The sequence below is a fragment of the Streptomonospora halophila genome (genome assembly GCF_039542725.1).
GTDB classification, from domain to species: domain Bacteria; phylum Actinomycetota; class Actinomycetes; order Streptosporangiales; family Streptosporangiaceae; genus Streptomonospora; species Streptomonospora halophila.
Genome location: NZ_BAABIK010000026.1, coordinates 49,476 through 67,365 on the forward strand (window position 1 = coordinate 49,476; position 17,890 = coordinate 67,365).

The window sequence follows — 17,890 nt, forward strand, 5'->3', positions numbered from 1 at the left end:
GGTCCGGCTACCGGCGAGCCCGGCGCTCCGCGGACGGAGCGGCCGGGCTCAGCCGTGCCGGGGCCCTGCCGCGGCGCGCACGGCCGGGGGCTCTCCGCTCCGCGGCGGCGCCACCCGCCGACAGCTCGCACCGGTCGCGGGATGCGGCGGCGGCCCCGCTAGGGTTGCGGCGTGGCTTCCATTGCAGATCCGCGCGTCCGGGACTTCCTCCAAGAGGGCACGCGCACCGGCATCCTCGCCTACACCGCCTCCGACGGCCGCCCGCTCGCCGCGCCCGTGTGGTTCATCCTGGAGGGCGACGAGATCGTCTTCAACACCGGGCAGGCCACGGCCAAGGGCAAAGCGATCGCCCGCGACCCCCGGCTGGCGCTCGTGGTCGACATCGACGCCCCGCCGTACGGGTTCGTCCAGGTGCAGGGGGTGGCCGCGACCTCGGCGGACCCGGATGAGCTGCTGCGCACCGCCACGGTCATCGGCGGACGCTACATGGGAGCCGACCGCGCCGACGAGTTCGGCCGCCGCAACGGCGTCCCCGGTGAACTCGTCGTCCGCCTCCGCCCCACGAAGGTCATCGCCGGCTTCGACACGACCGGCTAGCGCCCGCCACGCGGCGCGCCGTGGCACGCCGCCCGGGCACGATCCGGCCATCAGGGCAGGCAGCAGACGTCTGCGCAGGTCACCGCGGGCAAGACGGCTCTTTCACCGTCCGTCGATTCCTGTTTTTACGCGGAACCGGAATCAATAAAGGCGGCTGTGGGTAACTATCCGATGAGATAGCCGCCCCCGTGAGAAGGACGACGCCTGCACATCCCCCACCGACAGGAAATGCCCGACCGCCCCCGTACTCGCCGGCCTAATCAGGTTCATTCCCATGATTCCCACCGGCCGGCGCAGACAGGTCGACCGCATCCCAGCACGCGTCTGCCCAACCGCGCCCCGGAGGTGCCCGTGGACGACGAATGAGCCGTGGCCATGACTACAGCCGCCGGTAGTGGCCACGCGAGGAGCCACTACGGCGGTTGTCAATGGACGCCTTATCGCACTCCCCCATTCCCACGAAACGCAGCAAAAGGGGCGCCCAGGCGCTCAGTCGTCATCCATCCGGATTTCTCTTCCTACATCTAACCAGTGTCACCTACATCCTTACCACCTCCAGGAGATTCCGGAGTGGAATTCGTCTACTCCCGAAAAATTTTGGAAGTAAAATCCGCTCGGATTCTCTGCAAAGAGGTTATCCGGATGGGCCGGCTCGTCCCTCTCGGTTTCGAACAGGTCGCGTTCGCGAAACCACCACACCTTCCGGGGCAGCGCCGGGGGTGTGAAGAGAACGCGCAGAGCATAGCGTCGGCGGCCGGGGCGGGCCTTGTAGCGGAGGAAGGGCTGGCAGGGGATGTCGCTGTCGACCTTCACCCGGTAGCTGAAGGCATACGTCTCATCTTTTCTCGGATCGAGCTCCCTGCCCAGCCTGACCACCGCGGAGAGGTATCCGAACCGGGTCTCCCGCATTGCCGCGATCCTACACCCGAGGCCAGGCTGAAGATCAAGTACTCCAGCAGTGTGCCGGTCCGGATCTCCCGGCTCTGCATCCCGGTGGTAGTTGTACGTCAGAGAAACCAGGGACACTCCGGGATAAAGCGGCGAAATCACGCGGATGACGTCCACCTCGGAGATCGCGCCGCGCTCGTCGAGCCGGTAAAAGGCCTCGGTTTCCCTGACCTCGTATCCGCTGCGGATACTGTCGGCCGGGGAATCCGGCGTGAGGGTCAGCGGCAGGGCGCGGCGGTGCTGGTTGCGCTGCTGCATTCGCTGGCTGCGCCGGCGCTCCTCGCTGACCTCGCGGGCCTCCGCCAGCGCCCGGCGGGCCAGGTGCTCATCGCAGCCGAACTCGGTCACGTAGAAGTACACCAACTCGGAGGACGGCATGACGTGGCCGTTCTCGACATTGGAGATGTGTCCCGAGGAGTAGTAGGCCACGTCGCGGGTGGTGGCTCCCGCGGCTTGGCGCGCTTCGCGCAGCAGCCGACCGAGCCGGAGGTGCTCCTCACTGACGGGTACGCGGTCGCGCGGCGGGCCCGGCTCTCTCGGAGGCGTCATTCGGCCCATTATCCAGTTCCGCCCGATTCCACGGGAGGGCCGACGGAGTGCGCGGCCCCGCGTGCGCGCGGCGGTCCCGGCGCCTCCTCACGCGCCGGCCCGCTTGCTTGCCGTTCTTGCTTGCCGAGTCTTGCTTGCTTGCCGCGGAAACTGGCCTATCGGCAAGCACGTCGCGGCTGTGGTGCCCTCTTCATAGATGGTCTCCACCCGAATGTCCAACGGCGGCCAGGCGGTGGGAGCCCACCGGTCCCGTCAGGGAAGGGAGAGAGGCAATGGCTGTCCTGATAGTCGCGATCGCGGCACTCGTCTGCGGCTTCGCCGCCGGCTGGGTGCTCACGTCGTCGTACTCGGCCTGGGAGATGGGCCGGATCGTCAACCGACAGCAGCGGGAGATCATCGCGTTGCGCGAGCACGCCGCCGAGCTGGCTCAGAACATGCGCAAGGCGTCCTGAGACCGGGGGCCGCGCGGCGGAGGCGCCCCGCCGCACGGCCCGACAGCAGTCGACTGAGAAGACGGGCGGGAGCCGGCCGGGAGGGGCCGCTCCCGCTCGGGGCGGCGGCGCAGCCGGACGGGGCCGAGCGCGCCGCCGCCCCCAACCCACGGCCCCACCCGCCGGGCCCCGTCCCGGCCATCTGCACCACCCGACCCGTCTGAAACGGACCCGCCTGCAAACCGACCCGCCCGCAGACCGGCCGACCTACACCGCCCGGCAGGCGTGGTCCGCCGCGCCGACCGCCTCGCGGGCGGGGGCCTCCAGCACCGGCGGCAGCGGCTCGGCGTGCACGATGCGCAGGCTCGTGACCGCCCGGGTGAGCACCACGTAGAGCCGGTGCAGGCCCCGCTCCTCGGCCGCGGCGATGCGCGTCGGCTCGTCGACGACCACCGCGTCGAACTCCAACCCCTGGGCCAGCGTCGCCGGGACGCACACCAGCCGCTCGGCCTCCAGCGCGTCCTCGCTCTCGCCCACGAGCGCGGTGCGCAGCCCCTCGGCGCGCAGCCGGCCGGCGACCGCGGCGGCCTCGTCGTCGGCGGTGATGACGCCGACCGAGCCCTCGCCCTCCAGTGCCTCCCGGCAGGCCGCGGTGAGGACGGCGAGCCGCTCGGCCGCGGCGGCGGAGGCGATGCGCAGCGCGCCGCTCCCCTGGCGGACGCCGGTCGGGCGGCCCAGCCCGGGCGCGATCGCGGGCAGCAGCCGGGCCGCGTAGTCGATGATCTCGGCGGGCACGCGGAACCCGCGGTCGAGTACGGCGAGGCGGGCGTCCGGCTGGCCGAGGTGCTCCAGCAGCGTCTCCCAGCGGTCCACCGCCGAGGGAGCGGTGGCCTGGGCGATGTCGCCGAGCACGGTGAGCGAGCCCCGCGAGCAGCGCCGGGCGACCGCCCGGCACTGCATGGGGCTGAGGTCCTGGGCCTCGTCGACGACGATGTGGCCGATGGTGTCGGGCCGCTCGACCAGTCCGGTCGCCTCGTCGATCAGCGCCAGGTCGGCGTTCGACCACTTCGCCGACTTCGGGCCGCGCGGGCGGCCCGGCAGCAGGACGGCCCGCTGCTCCTCGGGGGTGAGGACGCCCTCGGCGGCGCGGTACAGCCGGTCGGGGTCGGTGAGCAGGCCGAGAACCAGGCGCAGGGGATCGGCCTTGGGCCACATGCGCCGTACCACGGCGCTGACAGCGCGGTTGCGGCGCAGGCCGCTCAGCGTGCCCGGTTCCACGGCCTCGCCGGAGTTCTCGATCCGGCGCATCACGAGGTGGGCCACGCGCTGGGCGAGCAGGCCGGGACCGGCGCCGTAGGCCATGTCGCGGGCGCGCAGCTCGTCCAGGACCTCGGCCAGCTCGGCCGCGGGGACGCGCCAGCGGCGCGAGCCGCGCTCGACGACCAGGGTCTCCTCGGGCGGCTGCGGACGCGACCACAGGTCGCGCCGGATGACCTCGGCCATGCGGGCGTCGCCCTTGACGCGCTCGGCCGCGGGTGTGTCGGCCCGGCGTACGGGCGCGGGGGCGATCAGCTCGTCGACGGTGGTCTGGCGGACGCCGACCTCGCCGAGGGCGGGCAGGACCCGGCGGATGTAGGAGAGGAAGGACCGGTTGGGCCCGAGGATGGCGACGCCTCCGTCGCGGCGCAGCCGGTCGCGCTCGGTGTAGAGCAGGTAGGCGATGCGGTGCAGACCCACCGCGGTCTTGCCGGTGCCGGGCGCTCCCTGCACGCAGAGCGTGGGGCGTATCGGTGCGCGAACCAGGTCGTCCTGCTCGGGCTGGATGGTGGCCACGATGTCGCGCATCGGACCGGTGCGGGGGCGCTCGATCTCGGCGTGCAGCAGCTCGTCGCCGAGCCGAGGGCCTGCGGCGGGGTCGCGGCCGTCCGCGGTGGCGGCGGCCAGCGGCTCGTCCTCGTAGGCGGTGAGCTCGGCCGCGTCGGAGAACCCGTAGCGGCGGCGCAGCAGCACCCCCTGCGGGTCGCCGGGCCCGGCGCGGTAGAACGCGGCCGAGATCGGCGCGCGCCAGTCGATCACCAGGGGCGTGCCCCGGCCGTCGTGGACGTGGCGCCGTCCGATGTAGACCCGGTCGGTGTCGGCGGCGCGGGTGGGCCCGGCGCCTGCGCCGGGGCCGTCGCCGTCCTCGTAGACGCGGCCGCGGGGGTAGTCGAGCCTGCCGAAGAACAGCGGGACGTCGGGCAGGTCGACCAGCTCCGCCGCGCGGCGCCGGCGGTCCATCCGCAGAAGGCGGTTGGTGAAGGTGTAGTCGGCGTCCTCGGAGCTGTCCTGCACGGTCTCGGTGGTGACGACGTCCTCGTGCATGCGCCGCAGCGCGGCGCGGGCCTCGGCGAGGAAGGCGCGTTCGGAGCGGATCTCGGGATCGGCGGCGGAATCGGGCAGGCGTTCGGCCATGATGAGGGCAGCCTCGGAGGTTTCGGCGGGACACGGTGTCGACGGCGGCAGCGCGGGTCCCGCCCCGGGATGACACCCGGTGCGTCGCGATCCTCAGCGCGCGGAGAAAGAATTGCCGCCAGGCAAGAGCATAAGATTATACCCGCCGCTGACCGTCTGGTCAAGACACCGGGCGCAGACGGCGACACCGCCGAGACCGGGTCCGCGCTCGCCGACGCAGTGCCCCGCCCGTCCTCTCATCCGGGCGGCGGGAGGCCGGCGCGGCCGCGTCCTCCGCGGGCAGGACTCCGGCCGTCCCGGAGGCGGTGCAAGAACACGAGCGAAGTCGGTAGCGCGCAGGATTCGCGCACCCGCCCGCCGTGGCAGGCTTCGGGGAGTCCCGGGCGCCCGCCGCGCCTCTCCTTCCCCCGCGAGGTGACCTGTGCACGACCTGCTGCTGCGCGACGCCGCCATGACCGCCGCGGTCCTGGCCTTCTTCGCCGCGGCCTGGTTCGGCTGGGCGCAGGAGCACCCGCGTCCGGGGTGGCGGGCGCCGCTGACGGCCGGGTCGGTCGGCGGTCTGCTGGTAGCGGCCGCCGCGGGCGCCGTCGCCGGACTGAACTGGGACAGCGGTTCGGTGCTCGACGCGCCGGACGCGCTCGGTGACTACCTGGTGATCGTGGGAGTGGAGTTCGCGACCGCCGCGGCCGGTGCGGCGATCCTGGCACTGCTGCGCCGCGCCCGCTACATCTCGGCGTGGATCTGCCTGGTGGTCGGCGTGCACTTCTTCCCGATGGCGTCGGTCCTGGGCAATCCGGCGCTGTACGGCCTGGCGGTGCTGCTCACCGCGGCGTCGCTGGCCGCGCCGTTCGCCGCCGCCCGGACCCGCGTTCCGGTGAGCCTGGCTACGGGCGTCCCGGCGGGCGCGGTACTGCTGGGTTTCGCGCTCTGGGCGGGAGGCGCCGCCGTCGTGTGACGCGGCGGGGAGCCACCGGAATCAGTGGTGCGGGGGTTCGCCGGTGACCACGTGGTCGGCGTGGTTGACGGCCTCCAGGACGAGCCGCCGCAGGTGGCCGTCGCGCAGCCGGTAGATCGCGCGCCGGGACTGCTTTCGCGACTCCACCAACCCGGCCAGGCGGAGCTTGGCCAGGTGCTGGGAGACGGCGGTGCGCGAGGCCGCGCAGGCCTCGGTGAGCTCGGTGACGTCGGCCTCGCGGTGCCCGAGCACCCACAGCAGGTGCAGCCGGGTGGGGTCGGAGAGCAGCCGGAAGACGTCGGCGGCCACGGCCAGGCGCTCGGCCTCGGGCGGTGTCTCGTGGGACAGGCTCGCGGCTGCCGGGGTCTCTCGGGTCTCCATGGGGGCAGTCTAGGTCCGCGCCGGGCTCCCCATGCGTCCTCGCATTCCGCGGCCGAGCCGTGCCCGCGCCCGGCCGGACCGGCGCGTTCGCGGCCGTCGGCGGGTCCCGCGCCCGGGGGCGGCGCTGTCAGCGGCCCGCTGCCGCGGCGGTTTCGCGGCTCCGTACCGGCGGCCGCCACAGCAGTGCCGCCGCGCCTCCCGCGAGCGCGGCGACCAGGCCGGATCCCGCGAATGCGGCCTCCGGGGGCAGAGCGGCGCCCGCCCAGCCGGCGAGGGGGTAGGCGGCCAGGAAGCACAGGTGCGAGAGGGAGAACTGGGCGGCGAACAGCGGCGGCAGACCGCAGTCGGCGGCGCTGTCGCGCAGAAGGCGCCCGGTGAGGGTCGCCACGAGCGAGCAGCCGGCTCCCAGCAGGGCCCAGGACCCGGCGAGCAGGGCCGCGGTCGGCGCGATCGCCCAGCCGGCGGCGAGCGCCCCCGCGGCCGCGGCCAGCAGCGCCGGACCCGCCAGCATCACCGGCCGCACACCCGAGGGCATGGGCACCCGGGGCAGGGCCAGGGCAACGGCCATCGATCCGGCGCCGAAGCAGGCGAGGGCCGCCGCCACGCCGGTGTCGGTTCCGCCGAGCGGCCCGCGCACGTAGACGACCGTGTCGACCAGCACCAGCGCCGTCGGCGCCGCGACGGCCAGGTTGAGGGCCGCCAGCGCGCGCAGCGGGGGTCGGACGGCGAAGGCGCGGACGCCCGACAGCGCTCCGGCGAGTCGTGACGGAGACCCGCGGCCGGCCGTCCCCGGCAGCCGCGTGCCCGCAACCAGCAGCGCGGAGGCGGCGAACCCGATCGCGGTGAAGGCGAACAGCGCGCTGAAGGGCACGAGCAGCAGCAGGCCGGCGGCGAGCAGCGGCGATCCGACCGCCTCCAGGTCGTAGGCCAGCCGCGACAGGGCCAGGGCGGCGGTGTAGTCGGCGTCGTCGACGATCTCGGGGATGAGCGCCTGGAACGCGGGCGTGAACGCGGCCGAGGCGGTCTGCAGCAGCGCCACCAGCGCGTAGACGTGCCAGACCTGGTCGGCCCAGGGCAGCAGCGCCACCGCGGCGGCGCGCACCGCGTCCGATCCGACGAGCACGGCGCGGCGCGGCAGGCGCAGGGTGATCCCGGCGAGCAGCGGCCCGCCCGCCACATAGGCGACCATCTTGATCGTCAGCGCGGTCGCCATCACCCGGGAGGCGTCGTCCCCGGCGAGCCGGTACGCGAGCAGCCCCAGCGCGACGGTCGCCAGCCCGGTTCCCGCCAGAGCGGCCGCCTGGGCGGCCAGCAGCCGCCGATACGCACCCGGGCGCAGCAACAGGCCCAGCATGTCGCACCCTCCCCGCGGAGAACCCGATGACCGTCGCGGGTCAACATAACAAACATGTGCGTATATGCGCACTAGACATCTATGCGCACAGAACCACAGTGATGTCCGGCCGTATGGCGCACGCCATACAAGCTCCGCGGGCCGCCGCGATGACTTTCCCGCGGACTCCCGGTCCTTCCTCTGCGACGAACACAGGTTCGCCCGACGCCACGGAGGGATCGACATGGACACCACCTCACCGAGCGGCGCGCCCCCTCGGGCCGGGCGGCGGGAATGGGCGGGGCTGGGGGTGCTCGCGCTGCCGACTCTGCTTCTCTCGCTCGACATGAGCGTCCTGCACCTGGCTCTGCCGCATCTCGCGGCCGACCTGCGCCCCAGCAGCAGCGAGCTGCTGTGGATCATGGACGTCTAGGGTTCCCATACTCTTCCCCTGCTATGGTCTGAACAGCGGGAAGGGAGCGCGGGCATGGCTGAGATAGACCTCTACGCGCGTAAGAGCAAGATCCTCGCGCAGGGCGACCGCCTACGGGAGGTGTCCACAGACGAACAGCTTCGCCAGGGTCGCAAGTGGGCGGCAGACCACGGGTTCACCGTGCGCCGCGAACACGTGGAGCTGGGCAGCGCCTACGGTGACCGCGAGCGTCCCCAGTTCCAGGCGGCAGTGCGCGGCTTGCTCGCGGGTGAGGTGCCCGCGCTGTGGTGCTTCATGTACGACCGGTTCAGCCGCAAGGGCGTAGAAGACCTTATCCAGGTGCTGGGCAAGGCGCGCGTTGTCTTCGCGTGGGATGACCTGGACACCATGCGCGAGCGCGACCGTGGGCAACTTATCAACGAAGCGGAGCGCGCTCGCGACTACTCCCGCCGTCTCTCCGCTCGCGTGTCCGGCATCAAGGGCGCACAGCGCGACGCTGGCGAATGGTTGGGCGGCTCCGCACCGTGGGGGCTCGCGGTCGACCGACGTACCCGCAAGCTCGCGCCCGACGTGACTCCCGCGGGAGGCACCTGTTTTCGTACGCGGGGCGAAATGGCGCGGCTGATGCTCGCCTGGCTGACCGCAGGTGTCAGCGCGCGGCAGATCGCCCGCGACTTGAACGGCATGCGCGTCCCCGGACCGCGCGGCCAGTACTGGTATCCCGCGACGATCCTGCAGATGCTCCGCTCTCCCGCATACGCCGGGTTGCAGGTCGCGGGCGGTGACCGCAAGGGCGTGACGGTGCCTTTCCGCAACGCGCAGGGGCACACCGTGAGCGTTGGGGAGGGCGTTGCCACGGTCGCAGAGCAGGCGGCCGCTCTCGCCGCGGTAGCCCGCGCGTCAGTGAGCAGCGGCAGGAGACCGGGCGGACGTGCACGCCATCTGCTTACCGATCTGCTCACGTGCGCAGGATGCACCGGACCCATGGCATGCGTCGGCAGCGCCTATGCGTGCCTCGCGAAGAAACAGGGCAAGCACTGCCCTGCGCCCGCTCGCGTCGGTAAAGACGTCATCGAGGACGCGATCACGGAGGCGTGGCGGTACGTGCTCTCCGCGTGCGAACCTGACGACGACCTTGCAGCCGTGGTCGCGGAGCGCTGGGCCGCTCTCACGCAGCCTGAGGAGACAGCGGAGCACCAGGCGGCGAAAGCCGCGGTGGCCGCCGCTGAGACGGTCCGTGCGCGGCTCCAGAAGGCGTTTACGGCGGGCGCGTACGAGAACGCCGAAGACCTGTTCGCGGACGAGATGAAGGCTGCTACAGCCGCTCTCAGGGACGCGCAGGAAGCATTGTCCGCCACGGGCCAGCCGCGGGCGGACGTCTCGTTTATCGACGATGAAGAGCTGATCGCCGAGACGTGGAACGCGTCCGCGCTCTCGACGCGTCGCGACCTGCTTCGGCTGGCTATCGATCGCGTGACCGTGCGGCAAGCCGAGTACCGCGGGCAGCGGTTCGACTTCGGCGCGCGCGTGGCGATCACGTGGGCGGCCCCTGCCTGACAGCCGACCCGCTGAGGCGCTTAGAGACGCGCACACGGGCGAAACGCCCTGACCTGCACAGACACCAGGACACACAACATACATATAGGAGATTGCTACCCGCATCCGGAGCCCGCGACATGTGCGCGCACGCGCACGCACGCGGGACACACAACTACAATGAGCCGCTTTTCGCGGCTCCCCCTCTTCCCCGCGGCGGACACGACGCCGGCCGCGGGGAGCGCGCCGACTCTTTCCGGATTCGAGCGCTCGCGGTTCCGTGCTCTCCCAGCGCGGGACCGCACACATACGCCCGGTCAACAGCCGGGTAGGCGCACCGCCGCTAAGCGGTGCCAGATTGTCACGGGTTGAGCCCATCGCCGTGAGGCAGAAGGGCACCCCCGCAGCACCATGATTTCCCGCGCACCGCACGGCTGGACAACCAGTGCGGACGCGATATGCCACGCCTACACGTGTAGGCGTTACCTATGGCCCGTCAGGGACCGATTTCGCAAGGGCAGTCCAGCCCCCTCGCGGAATCTCCCTGGCGGGCCATTTTTTGTTTGCAGGCTTCCCGCGTAGCCCGCGCGGGTGCATCAAGGAAAGGCACACCATGCGACAGAGCGTTTTCCAGCACATCGAAGCTGCAGAAACGCAGCTAGAGAAACTGTACACATTTCGTGAGGAGATTCACCCGGCAGTACAGCCGTCCGAACACGCGGACCTTACGTACAAAATCGCGATGATCCACGTATCGCTTGCCAATGGCATTCGCGGGGGGTGCGGCTGCGGATAGCAGGAACAGCCCGACAGGCAGGCACCGCGGTTCAAGCCCGCGGCGGGCTACGCGGCCTGGCGCAAGCCGTAATTGCGCCGTCCTTCGGGTTGGGAGACGGGCAGGCCCCGCGCACGCTGGCCAGCATTCGCGCGGGGCCTCAGCCATCCCAACCCTTTTGTCTCTCACAGCCAAGGAACCAGGATGACTACCAAGACCCTAAGCGACACACACCGCGCCATGCTCGCGGACTCCGGCCTGACACCCGAGGTCATCGACGCGCGCGGCTACTGGACGGCCACCGCGCCCAAGGACCTGCGCGGAATCGAGATCGGCGGCGAAGCGGTGTTCAGCCGTCGCCAGACCGGTTCGGAGCTGCTGCCGTCCCTGGTGGTGCCCATGTGGAGCGTTGACGGAGACGTAGCGCTCTACCAGCACCGCCCGGACACCCCGCGCACCGATTCCCGCTCGGGCAAGACGATCAAGTACGAGACCCCCAGCGGCGCGCGGATGATCCTTGATGTCCCCCCGACCGTGCGCGAGCACATCGGCAACCCTGCCGTTGACCTGTGGGTCACCGAAGGGGCGAAGAAGGCCGATTCCGCCGCTGTGCTCGGAGTTCCCTGCATCGCACTCGCCGGCGTATGGAACTTTCGAGGCACCAACGTGGACGGCGGGAAAACCGAACTCCCCGACTGGGACCGGATCGCGCTGAACGGCCGTAGCGTCTACGTGGCCTTTGACTCCGACGTGGTCACTAAGGATGCTGTGAAGGGCGCTCTGCGACGTCTCAGCGGGCTTCTGAAGCGCCGCGGTGCGGACGTGCGTATCGCGGTTCTAGAATCCCAACCGGACGGCTCCAAGACGGGTCTTGACGATCTCCTAGCGGTCGGTAAGGAGGGCGCGCTAGAGGAACTGAAAGTCAAAGCCGTCCCCGCGGATGACTACCTGGCAGACGCGGAAGCGCCGCTAACGGAACTACTCGCCGAATACATCCAGGACACTTACGAATTGGTCCGCGACCGGTCCGGTCAGGTTTACGGAATCGTACGCGCGGGCGGGTCGGTAGCGCGTCCCCTGGATTCCGGGCGCTTTTCCATCATGAGCGAAGCGCCCGCGCGAATGCGCGAGGCCAAGCGCACCCCGATCATGCACAGCCGCGATATCGGCGCGGTCCGCGACTACCTTGACGGGCTTAAGAAGGACTACCGCGTCTACGAACCCGGGTTGCGCGCAGTTCAGACGGCCGCCGGAATCGTGATCGACCTCGGACGCGATGACGGCAAAGTCGTAGAGGTCACGGCCGAAGGCTGGAAGGTGCGCGAGCCGAGCGCCGACCTCCCGCTGTTCACCCGCTCGGACGCGCCCGGGGAACTGCCGATCCCCACAGAGGGCGGCAGCATTAGCGACCTGCGTAAGCTGATTAACGTCGATGACACCGGATTCGACCTGGTGCACGGCTGGTTGCTCGGAGCGTTCTTCGCCGACCATTCCCGCCCGTGGCTGTACTTCCAGGGCACCCAAGGCAGCGGCAAAAGCCAGGCTGCCCGCGCGGCGCTGTCCCTGGTCGACCCGCAGAACGCCGCTGCCGCGGACATGGAGAAGGGTGGAAGGTTCGACCTGGTGACCACAGCCACGAACAACTACATGGTGGCGCTGGACAACCTGACGGGCATCAAGGGGCACGTCTCCGACACGTTGGCGAGTCTGACCACGGGCGCGCGGATGACGCGACGCGTGCTGCACACAACCAATTCGGAAATGGTGGTTGAACTCAAGCGGGCGGGTGTGTTTACCGGAATCGACATCATCGGCATCCGCAACGACTTGCGGCAACGCATGGTCGCGGTACCGATGCAGCCGTTCCTCGGCTCCGAAGGACGTGTGACCGATGATGAGTTGCGGCGCATGGAACGCGAGCTACGCCCCGGCATCCTCGGGGCGCTGTTGAGCGAGGTAAGCGCGGTTCTGCGCGCGCGGGAATGCCCCGAGGTGGTGAACCGCGAGGTTCAACGGCTAGGCGACTACAGCCGCAACCTGCGCGCCTATGACCACGTGTTCGCGACCGACCTGTACGGAGCTTACGCAGAGAACATCCGCGAGTCCTTCGCCGAAGCGCTCGCCGGCGACATGTTCGCGCGCACGCTGCGCGAGCTGCTCTTGGACAAGACCGCGGAGCAAGACGTCTGGACAGTCGCCCCCGGGGCTCTACTGGAAGCGTTGGAAGAACGCAAACCGCGTGCGGCGCTCGGTACCGACATTAACGATTACGACTGGCCCGGTTCCGCGAAATACCTCACTAAGCACGTCGGTATGGCGATGGGGTTGCTCGATGGGGAATTTACGTTCCGCAAGAGTGACAAGCGGACGAAGGCAGACCGCGGCGGGTACGTCTTCCAGAAGCGCACGGAAGCGTGCACAGAAGCGTGCACGTCTATGACCAGGGAGAACGCGGAGGGTGCGCCGATTGGTGACGCGAGTGACGCGAACTCTTGCTCCCCTGGGGCCAAAACGTACATGTGTACATGCACGGATCTTCCCCGGGGCGACCAAACCTCGCGTCACTCGCGTCACCCCGTGTCCGCCGCGGCCCCTGAAACCGTCGCTGACCAGGTCGAACAGGAGATGCACGCTTCTGTGCACACTTCTCCGGCCGCGTCCGCGGTCGCTGAGTGGGTCCGTGAACACGGTCCGGCGACGCTGGTCCAGATCATCGCGGCGGGATTCGAGCTTGGGGACCTGACCGCCGCTAGTGAGGCAGGACTTATCGCCTCGCACGGCGAGTGGACGCCTGAGGGCACACCGTTCGTCGCCGTCTAATTCTGCGATTTCACCCTCGGCCGCGGGTAGCTAACGCGCTTCGCGCGCAGGTTGCCCGCGGCTCTCCAATGCAGACCTAGAAAGGACCCGAATGCCTGTAGACCGTGAAACCAGCCGCGCAATCGATCGCCTCGCCCGCGAGCTGGCCAATATGCAGCGCGACATGGACGCGTTGAAACGCGGCCAGAGGCGACCGCAGCTCGCAAATTCGAGCACAACCGGCACGCTCACGTTCATGGACCCCGAGACCGAAGAAGTCCGGTTGCGTATCGGCCGCACTGCCGATGGCTTCGGCCTGATCACCGAAGGGGGCGACCCGCCCACGGCCCCTACGGCTCCAACCGTCGCACCCGCGCCGCTCGGGCTGATGGTCTCCTGGGATGGGGAACTGGCAACTGAGGTTGCTCTAGGCCCCGAATTCGACCACGTCAACGTCTACGTAGCGGACACAGACGACTTCGCCGCGGCGACCCTCGCGGGAACTATTCCCCGTGCCGGCGGGGTAGCGCCGATTGTGCCGCTAGAAGTCGCTCAGACGTACCATGTGTGGCTTGTAGGCGTTACCACAGGGGGCGTGTCGGGCGACCCTTCCGCGTCCGTCAGCGGCGTTCCTGAGGGCGTTGGCGGGGTACCTGAGCCAGGGTCTATCACGGAAACCATGATCGCCGATGACGCCATTTCGACCCCGAAAATCCAGGCGGAAGCCGTAGCGGCTGCAAATATCGCAGCAAACGCCATCAACGCTGGTCATATCGTGGCCGGTGCTATCGATGCATCGAAGCTCGCGGCCACGCTGGTGTTGGCGTCGACCATTATCGCAGGAACACCCGGAGCTGCCCGCTGCGAAATGGGTCCGACCGGTCTTCGCGTCTATGACGCATCGGACGTTTTGATCGGAGCTTTCGAGGGTGGGTCTATCGCCATTACGGGCACCATCACCGGAAGTGAGATACTCGGGTCCAGCTTCCGCATCGACGGCCCTGGCGGGCATATCCGGATCGGGCCGTCCCTGGTAAACCCGGACCTCTTGGATATCTCCGTTGTAGGCGGCGGCAGCAGCATTGTGCTTTCGTCCCGCGACGTCGCAGCCGTGGAACTCACGCCGCCACCCGGAACAACGGAGGACTACCACGCAGGCTTGATATGGGCGTTCGTCATCGAAGGGGACACCTGGAGTACCCCCGCGGTGGTGCACACCTCCCCGAAGGGTACTGCCACATTGCCCAGCGCTGCCCAAGCCGAGGCGGTGTATGAGGGTGGGAGCGACACAGTGAACGCCGCGCGGGTGCGGCTGCGTGGCGACGTTATCCAGTTCTCACAAGCAGGATTCACCCAGTATCAGAACGGCGTTGTCCAGGTCGATCCCGAACTCACAATTCGTGCGCCTGCCCATGCCCCGGTCCGTACCGACATGGAGACGCAACCTGATTTCACGGGGACGTCGGGCGACTGGCACGCGGTTGGGTCCGCGAACATGCCTGATCTACCGTTCGTCGCGCCTATGTCAGGCCGTGTACGCGTGGTCGTCACCGCGTGCGGAGCGAACACCAACTCGTCTGCGTCCTCCCTAGCGCTCGGATTCCAAATCCTCGATGACACCGCGACGCTGGTCATTCACCCGCACCTCCGCCGCTGTTATTACGTGAGCGGCACCACGGGTCCGATCGGGCATTCCCGCGTCATTCAAATTGAAGGGCTAATCGAGGGCACCGAATACGTACTCCAGCCTATGTGGCGCAAGTCGTCGGGCGGCAATGCCACCTGCGTGTTCGACACAGCCCTAGAGAACTCCGTAACCGTCGAACCCTTGATGTGAGGACCATATGCCCGAACTCCCGCCGATCAATCCCGATGACATGCTCAACCCACCGCCCCCTCCGCCGCGAGAAGACCCGCCCGAACAGGTACCCCTAAATGAGCAATGACCGCCGCCCACGATTCACGCCCTGGCACGGCCCGCCCGTGCTCGCGCGCCGCGGTGAACCGCTCGCCGAATGGCTTCGCCGCGTTGCCAATCCGCCCCGCCGGCGAGTCCGGCACCTTATCGGAAGGAACACCTGATGATCTCACCCGAAGATGACGCGCTCGCGTCTTACCTTTACAGCCGCGAAAGCACCGACAGCACGCCCGTCCGCCGCACTTCCGCACCCTCGCAGAAGCCGCCGCAGCGCGAGCGCACGGTTGTCACCTCGCGCCAATCCGATGACCTGCCGGTCACTCCCGCGACCGTGGCCACCGCGCACCGCGAAGCTGAAGAACTCGCTTCGAGGCTCCACGAAAGGCAGCCAAAGGTCAGCACCGCCGACGACATCAGCCGCCGCGAGCGTGAGGAGCAGCTCCGCAAGGCTGACGATGGGTCGTTCCTCAGCGGTGGGTTGGCCGAGCCCCTTGAGCGCGTCTCGCCCCGCGAGCTGGCAGCGCTTGTACCCCGCCATTCCTGATCGCCACCACGCCCAAGTGAGGACACGACCATGACCACTGACATTTCCGCTGCCATCAACGCTTTCACCCCCAAGGAACTCGCCGGGTACAAGGCGTACTCCCCAGCCGACCGCCGCCCTACCGACGCCGTGTGCCCCGCGTGGGAAGCGACCGGCCTGGACACCCCCGACGCGGTTGCCGCGGTAGGGGATCTGCTGACACGTGCCAGCGAACTGCACGCGGCCGGTAAGGCGGTCGTCGGCGACGCGGACGCGCAGCGCCATGCGGTAGTCCTGGCACTAGCCGCGGGCGAGATGACCGACGACGACGCTGCTGCCGCACTCGCGCATGCCGAGACCACCGCGACCGCTACCGCTGCGCTGCGCACGTCCTACAGCACCGCCGCGACCGCTGCCGCCGCTGCCGCGCGGAAGGTGATTATTGATGCGGGTGAGAGCCTGCTCCCGCAACTGGACGCGGAGGTGAAGCGGGTGCATGCCCGCGTGCGTGAACTCGCCCCCGAGGTCAAGGGGATTACCGGGGACGCGGACGCCTTTCAGCGTGGGGGTAGGGCTGAGGAAGCGTGGCGGGAGCTGCATAAGCTGCGTGACTCCCTGTCTGCGGCGTATGCCGCTTACAGCGCACTCGCCCCGTTCCTGCCCGAGGTGGCACAGAAGGACAGCGACGAAGCCGACGCGCGGCTGTTCCGACTGGAGCGCCACGGCAGCGCGCATCACGGGTTGAGCAACGGACTGGTCACTCACCCGAAGGACGCGGAAGCCACGTCCAATGCAGTGCGGCTCATGGTGGACAACGCACAACATCCCGACTGCGCGCCCGGTGTTCACACTGCTTCGGAGGCTCGCGCTCTCTGCGACCAGCACAACGAACGCCTTCGCGATGAGCGCCGCGCGGAGCAGGACGCTAACGGCAACCGTTTCGTGTAACGCCGTTCACCAGGCCGCCGCATCCTCTCGTGGGGTGCGGCGGCCGTACGCCTTACAACGTTCAGCGCACACCCCATCGCTAGGGGTGGCGGGGGTACTCCTAACCCCCTCTGTGCAGGTCACCGGCCACCTTAGGCAGGCGCATCCCGTGACCTCTGAAACCGTTCTTGAAAACAGGAGGTAACCGCCTTATGACTACCCGTGAGGCCCCTGAACCCGACGCGTTCGGTCCCGCCGGCCGCGCCTTATACGACTCGCTTACGGCCGAGTTCGACCTGAATCAGTGGGAGCTTGCGCAGCTCACACAGGCCGCGCGCATGGCGGACCGCCTGGACGCGATCCACGCGGAGCTAGCGCACTCCGAGATCACACACGTTAACCGCCATGGCGAACACGTCGCTCATCCGCTGCTCGCCGCGGAGCGAAACGCGTCCCTCGCGCTCTCGCGCATCCTCGCGGCCCTGCGCGTCCCCTCGGGCGACGATGAGGACGCGCGTCCGCAGCGGCGCACCGGCGTTCGCGGCGTGTACCCGAAGGGGCGTGCATCGTGAAGCGCAGAGCCGCACCCGCGGTAGTGCCCTACTACATCCGAACCTTCGCCGCATGGTCGTTCATTGATGACGCCTACGAGCGCTACATCACGGCGATTTCGGCTTGGGATATCTGGACTGAGCACACGGGGACCGACCACCGCGGCAGCTACAGCGAACCGTTGCCGCCCTTCGAGGCACCGCCGGAATGGCTGATTTCCGCAGCGAAGGACCGTGCCGCTCGCGATGCGGCGGAGCGGAAGGCCCGTTCCGCCGCTTCCGCTGGCGGACGGCAGTAGTTCCGCAATCCTTCCGCTCGCGGAACCGCCCTGGTGGCTGTTCCGCTGGCGTGACCTGCATATTGCCGCTGTTTCCGGCACGGCGTTCCGCCCTGGTGGCAACGATGCCGTGCCGGTTTCCGCCCCGCTTCCGCCGTTGCCGCCCCGCTTCCGCGCGTGCCGTTCGCAATGCCGTTCGTTACCGCGCGGCGGAACGCCGCGGAAGACGTGCGGCAAAGCGCGGCAAAGCGCGTTCCGTTGTTCCGGAAAGGACTTCCGCCGTGCCGCTGTCCGTGATCGTCACGCGCCCCTACACCGCGGGCATCCCTGCCGTCTCCCGCGCTCCCGTCTGCTCCCGCGCGTGCGGGGACGCTGTGACGGTTCGCGTCACCCCGCGGCACCCGAAGACCGGCTACAGCGTGGCCGTGGCCCCACAGGAGTGCGCCGGAGCGTGCGCGGGGTGTGGTATGGACGTCCCTCCGCGGCGCTTGGACTCCGCGGAGCT

Annotated in this window: 14 protein-coding genes and 1 pseudogene; 11 read left to right on the forward strand and 4 right to left on the reverse strand. The window is 69.3% G+C overall.

Translation table 11 applies throughout. From position 1 onward, the window contains the following. Nucleotides 1-171: 171 nt before the first annotated feature. On the forward strand, nt 172-597 hold the full coding sequence (locus tag ABEA15_RS19885; protein ID WP_344142122.1) for a PPOX class F420-dependent oxidoreductase: 426 nt from the start codon (nt 172-174) through the stop codon (nt 595-597). A gap of 546 nt (nt 598-1,143) precedes the next feature. Here ABEA15_RS19885 and ABEA15_RS19890 read toward each other — a convergent pair. Further along, nucleotides 1,144-2,094 carry a helix-turn-helix domain-containing protein gene (locus tag ABEA15_RS19890; RefSeq protein WP_345558172.1) on the reverse strand — a complete coding sequence of 317 codons (951 nt, stop codon included), beginning with the start codon at nt 2,092-2,094 and terminating at the stop codon, nt 1,144-1,146. Between the two features lie 272 nt (nt 2,095-2,366). Here ABEA15_RS19890 and ABEA15_RS19895 point away from each other — a divergent pair, with 272 nt between their 5' ends. Continuing rightward, nucleotides 2,367-2,546 carry a hypothetical protein gene (locus ABEA15_RS19895; protein ID WP_344142124.1) on the forward strand — a complete coding sequence of 60 codons (180 nt, stop codon included), beginning with the start codon at nt 2,367-2,369 and terminating at the stop codon, nt 2,544-2,546. 246 nt (nt 2,547-2,792) lie between these two features. On the opposite strand, the gene ABEA15_RS19900 is transcribed toward ABEA15_RS19895, so the two are convergent. Then, nucleotides 2,793-4,976 (reverse strand): HelD family protein, encoded by a 2,184-nt coding sequence (locus ABEA15_RS19900; protein ID WP_345558174.1) that lies wholly within the window; start codon nt 4,974-4,976, stop codon nt 2,793-2,795. 421 nt (nt 4,977-5,397) lie between these two features. On the opposite strand from ABEA15_RS19900, the gene ABEA15_RS19905 reads away from it, so the two are divergent. Then, a complete protein-coding gene (locus ABEA15_RS19905; RefSeq protein WP_344142126.1) occupies nt 5,398-5,931 on the forward strand; it encodes a hypothetical protein in 534 nt (177 codons plus the stop codon). A 21-nt stretch (nt 5,932-5,952) separates the two neighbouring features. Here ABEA15_RS19905 and ABEA15_RS19910 read toward each other — a convergent pair whose 3' ends face one another. Together ABEA15_RS19910 and ABEA15_RS19915 are read right to left on the reverse strand one after the other, a co-directional pair. Further along, nucleotides 5,953-6,312 carry an ArsR/SmtB family transcription factor gene (locus ABEA15_RS19910; protein ID WP_344142128.1) on the reverse strand — a complete coding sequence of 120 codons (360 nt, stop codon included), beginning with the start codon at nt 6,310-6,312 and terminating at the stop codon, nt 5,953-5,955. 127 nt (nt 6,313-6,439) lie between these two features. Next, entirely contained in the window at nt 6,440-7,666 is a 1,227-nt protein-coding gene (locus ABEA15_RS19915; protein ID WP_345558177.1) for an MFS transporter, read from the reverse strand. A gap of 223 nt (nt 7,667-7,889) precedes the next feature. Between ABEA15_RS19915 and ABEA15_RS19920 the strand changes: the two are divergent. From ABEA15_RS19920 to ABEA15_RS19955, 8 genes and pseudogenes are all read left to right on the forward strand, one after another. Then, a pseudogene (locus ABEA15_RS19920) lies at nt 7,890-8,075 on the forward strand (MFS transporter); the annotation flags it as partial. A 57-nt stretch (nt 8,076-8,132) separates the two neighbouring features. Next, nucleotides 8,133-9,635, forward strand: coding sequence for a recombinase family protein (locus ABEA15_RS19925; RefSeq protein ID WP_345558179.1), 1,503 nt, complete (start codon nt 8,133-8,135; stop codon nt 9,633-9,635). Nucleotides 9,636-10,593: 958 nt separating this feature from the next. Beyond that, nucleotides 10,594-13,209, forward strand: a complete 2,616-nt coding sequence (locus ABEA15_RS19930; RefSeq protein WP_345558180.1) for a DUF3854 domain-containing protein — start codon at nt 10,594-10,596, stop codon at nt 13,207-13,209. 91 nt (nt 13,210-13,300) lie between these two features. Next, a complete protein-coding gene (locus ABEA15_RS19935) occupies nt 13,301-15,025 on the forward strand; it encodes a phage tail protein (protein WP_345558182.1) in 1,725 nt (574 codons plus the stop codon). A gap of 244 nt (nt 15,026-15,269) precedes the next feature. After that, nucleotides 15,270-15,650 carry a hypothetical protein gene (locus ABEA15_RS19940; protein WP_345558184.1) on the forward strand — a complete coding sequence of 127 codons (381 nt, stop codon included), beginning with the start codon at nt 15,270-15,272 and terminating at the stop codon, nt 15,648-15,650. Nucleotides 15,651-15,680: 30 nt separating this feature from the next. Then, on the forward strand, nt 15,681-16,577 hold the full coding sequence (locus tag ABEA15_RS19945) for a hypothetical protein (protein WP_345558186.1): 897 nt from the start codon (nt 15,681-15,683) through the stop codon (nt 16,575-16,577). A gap of 191 nt (nt 16,578-16,768) precedes the next feature. After that, entirely contained in the window at nt 16,769-17,128 is a 360-nt protein-coding gene (locus ABEA15_RS19950) for a hypothetical protein (protein WP_345558188.1), read from the forward strand. 23 nt (nt 17,129-17,151) lie between these two features. Beyond that, nucleotides 17,152-17,406 (forward strand): hypothetical protein, encoded by a 255-nt coding sequence (locus tag ABEA15_RS19955; protein ID WP_345558189.1) that lies wholly within the window; start codon nt 17,152-17,154, stop codon nt 17,404-17,406. The last annotated feature ends 484 nt before the right edge of the window (nt 17,407-17,890 follow it).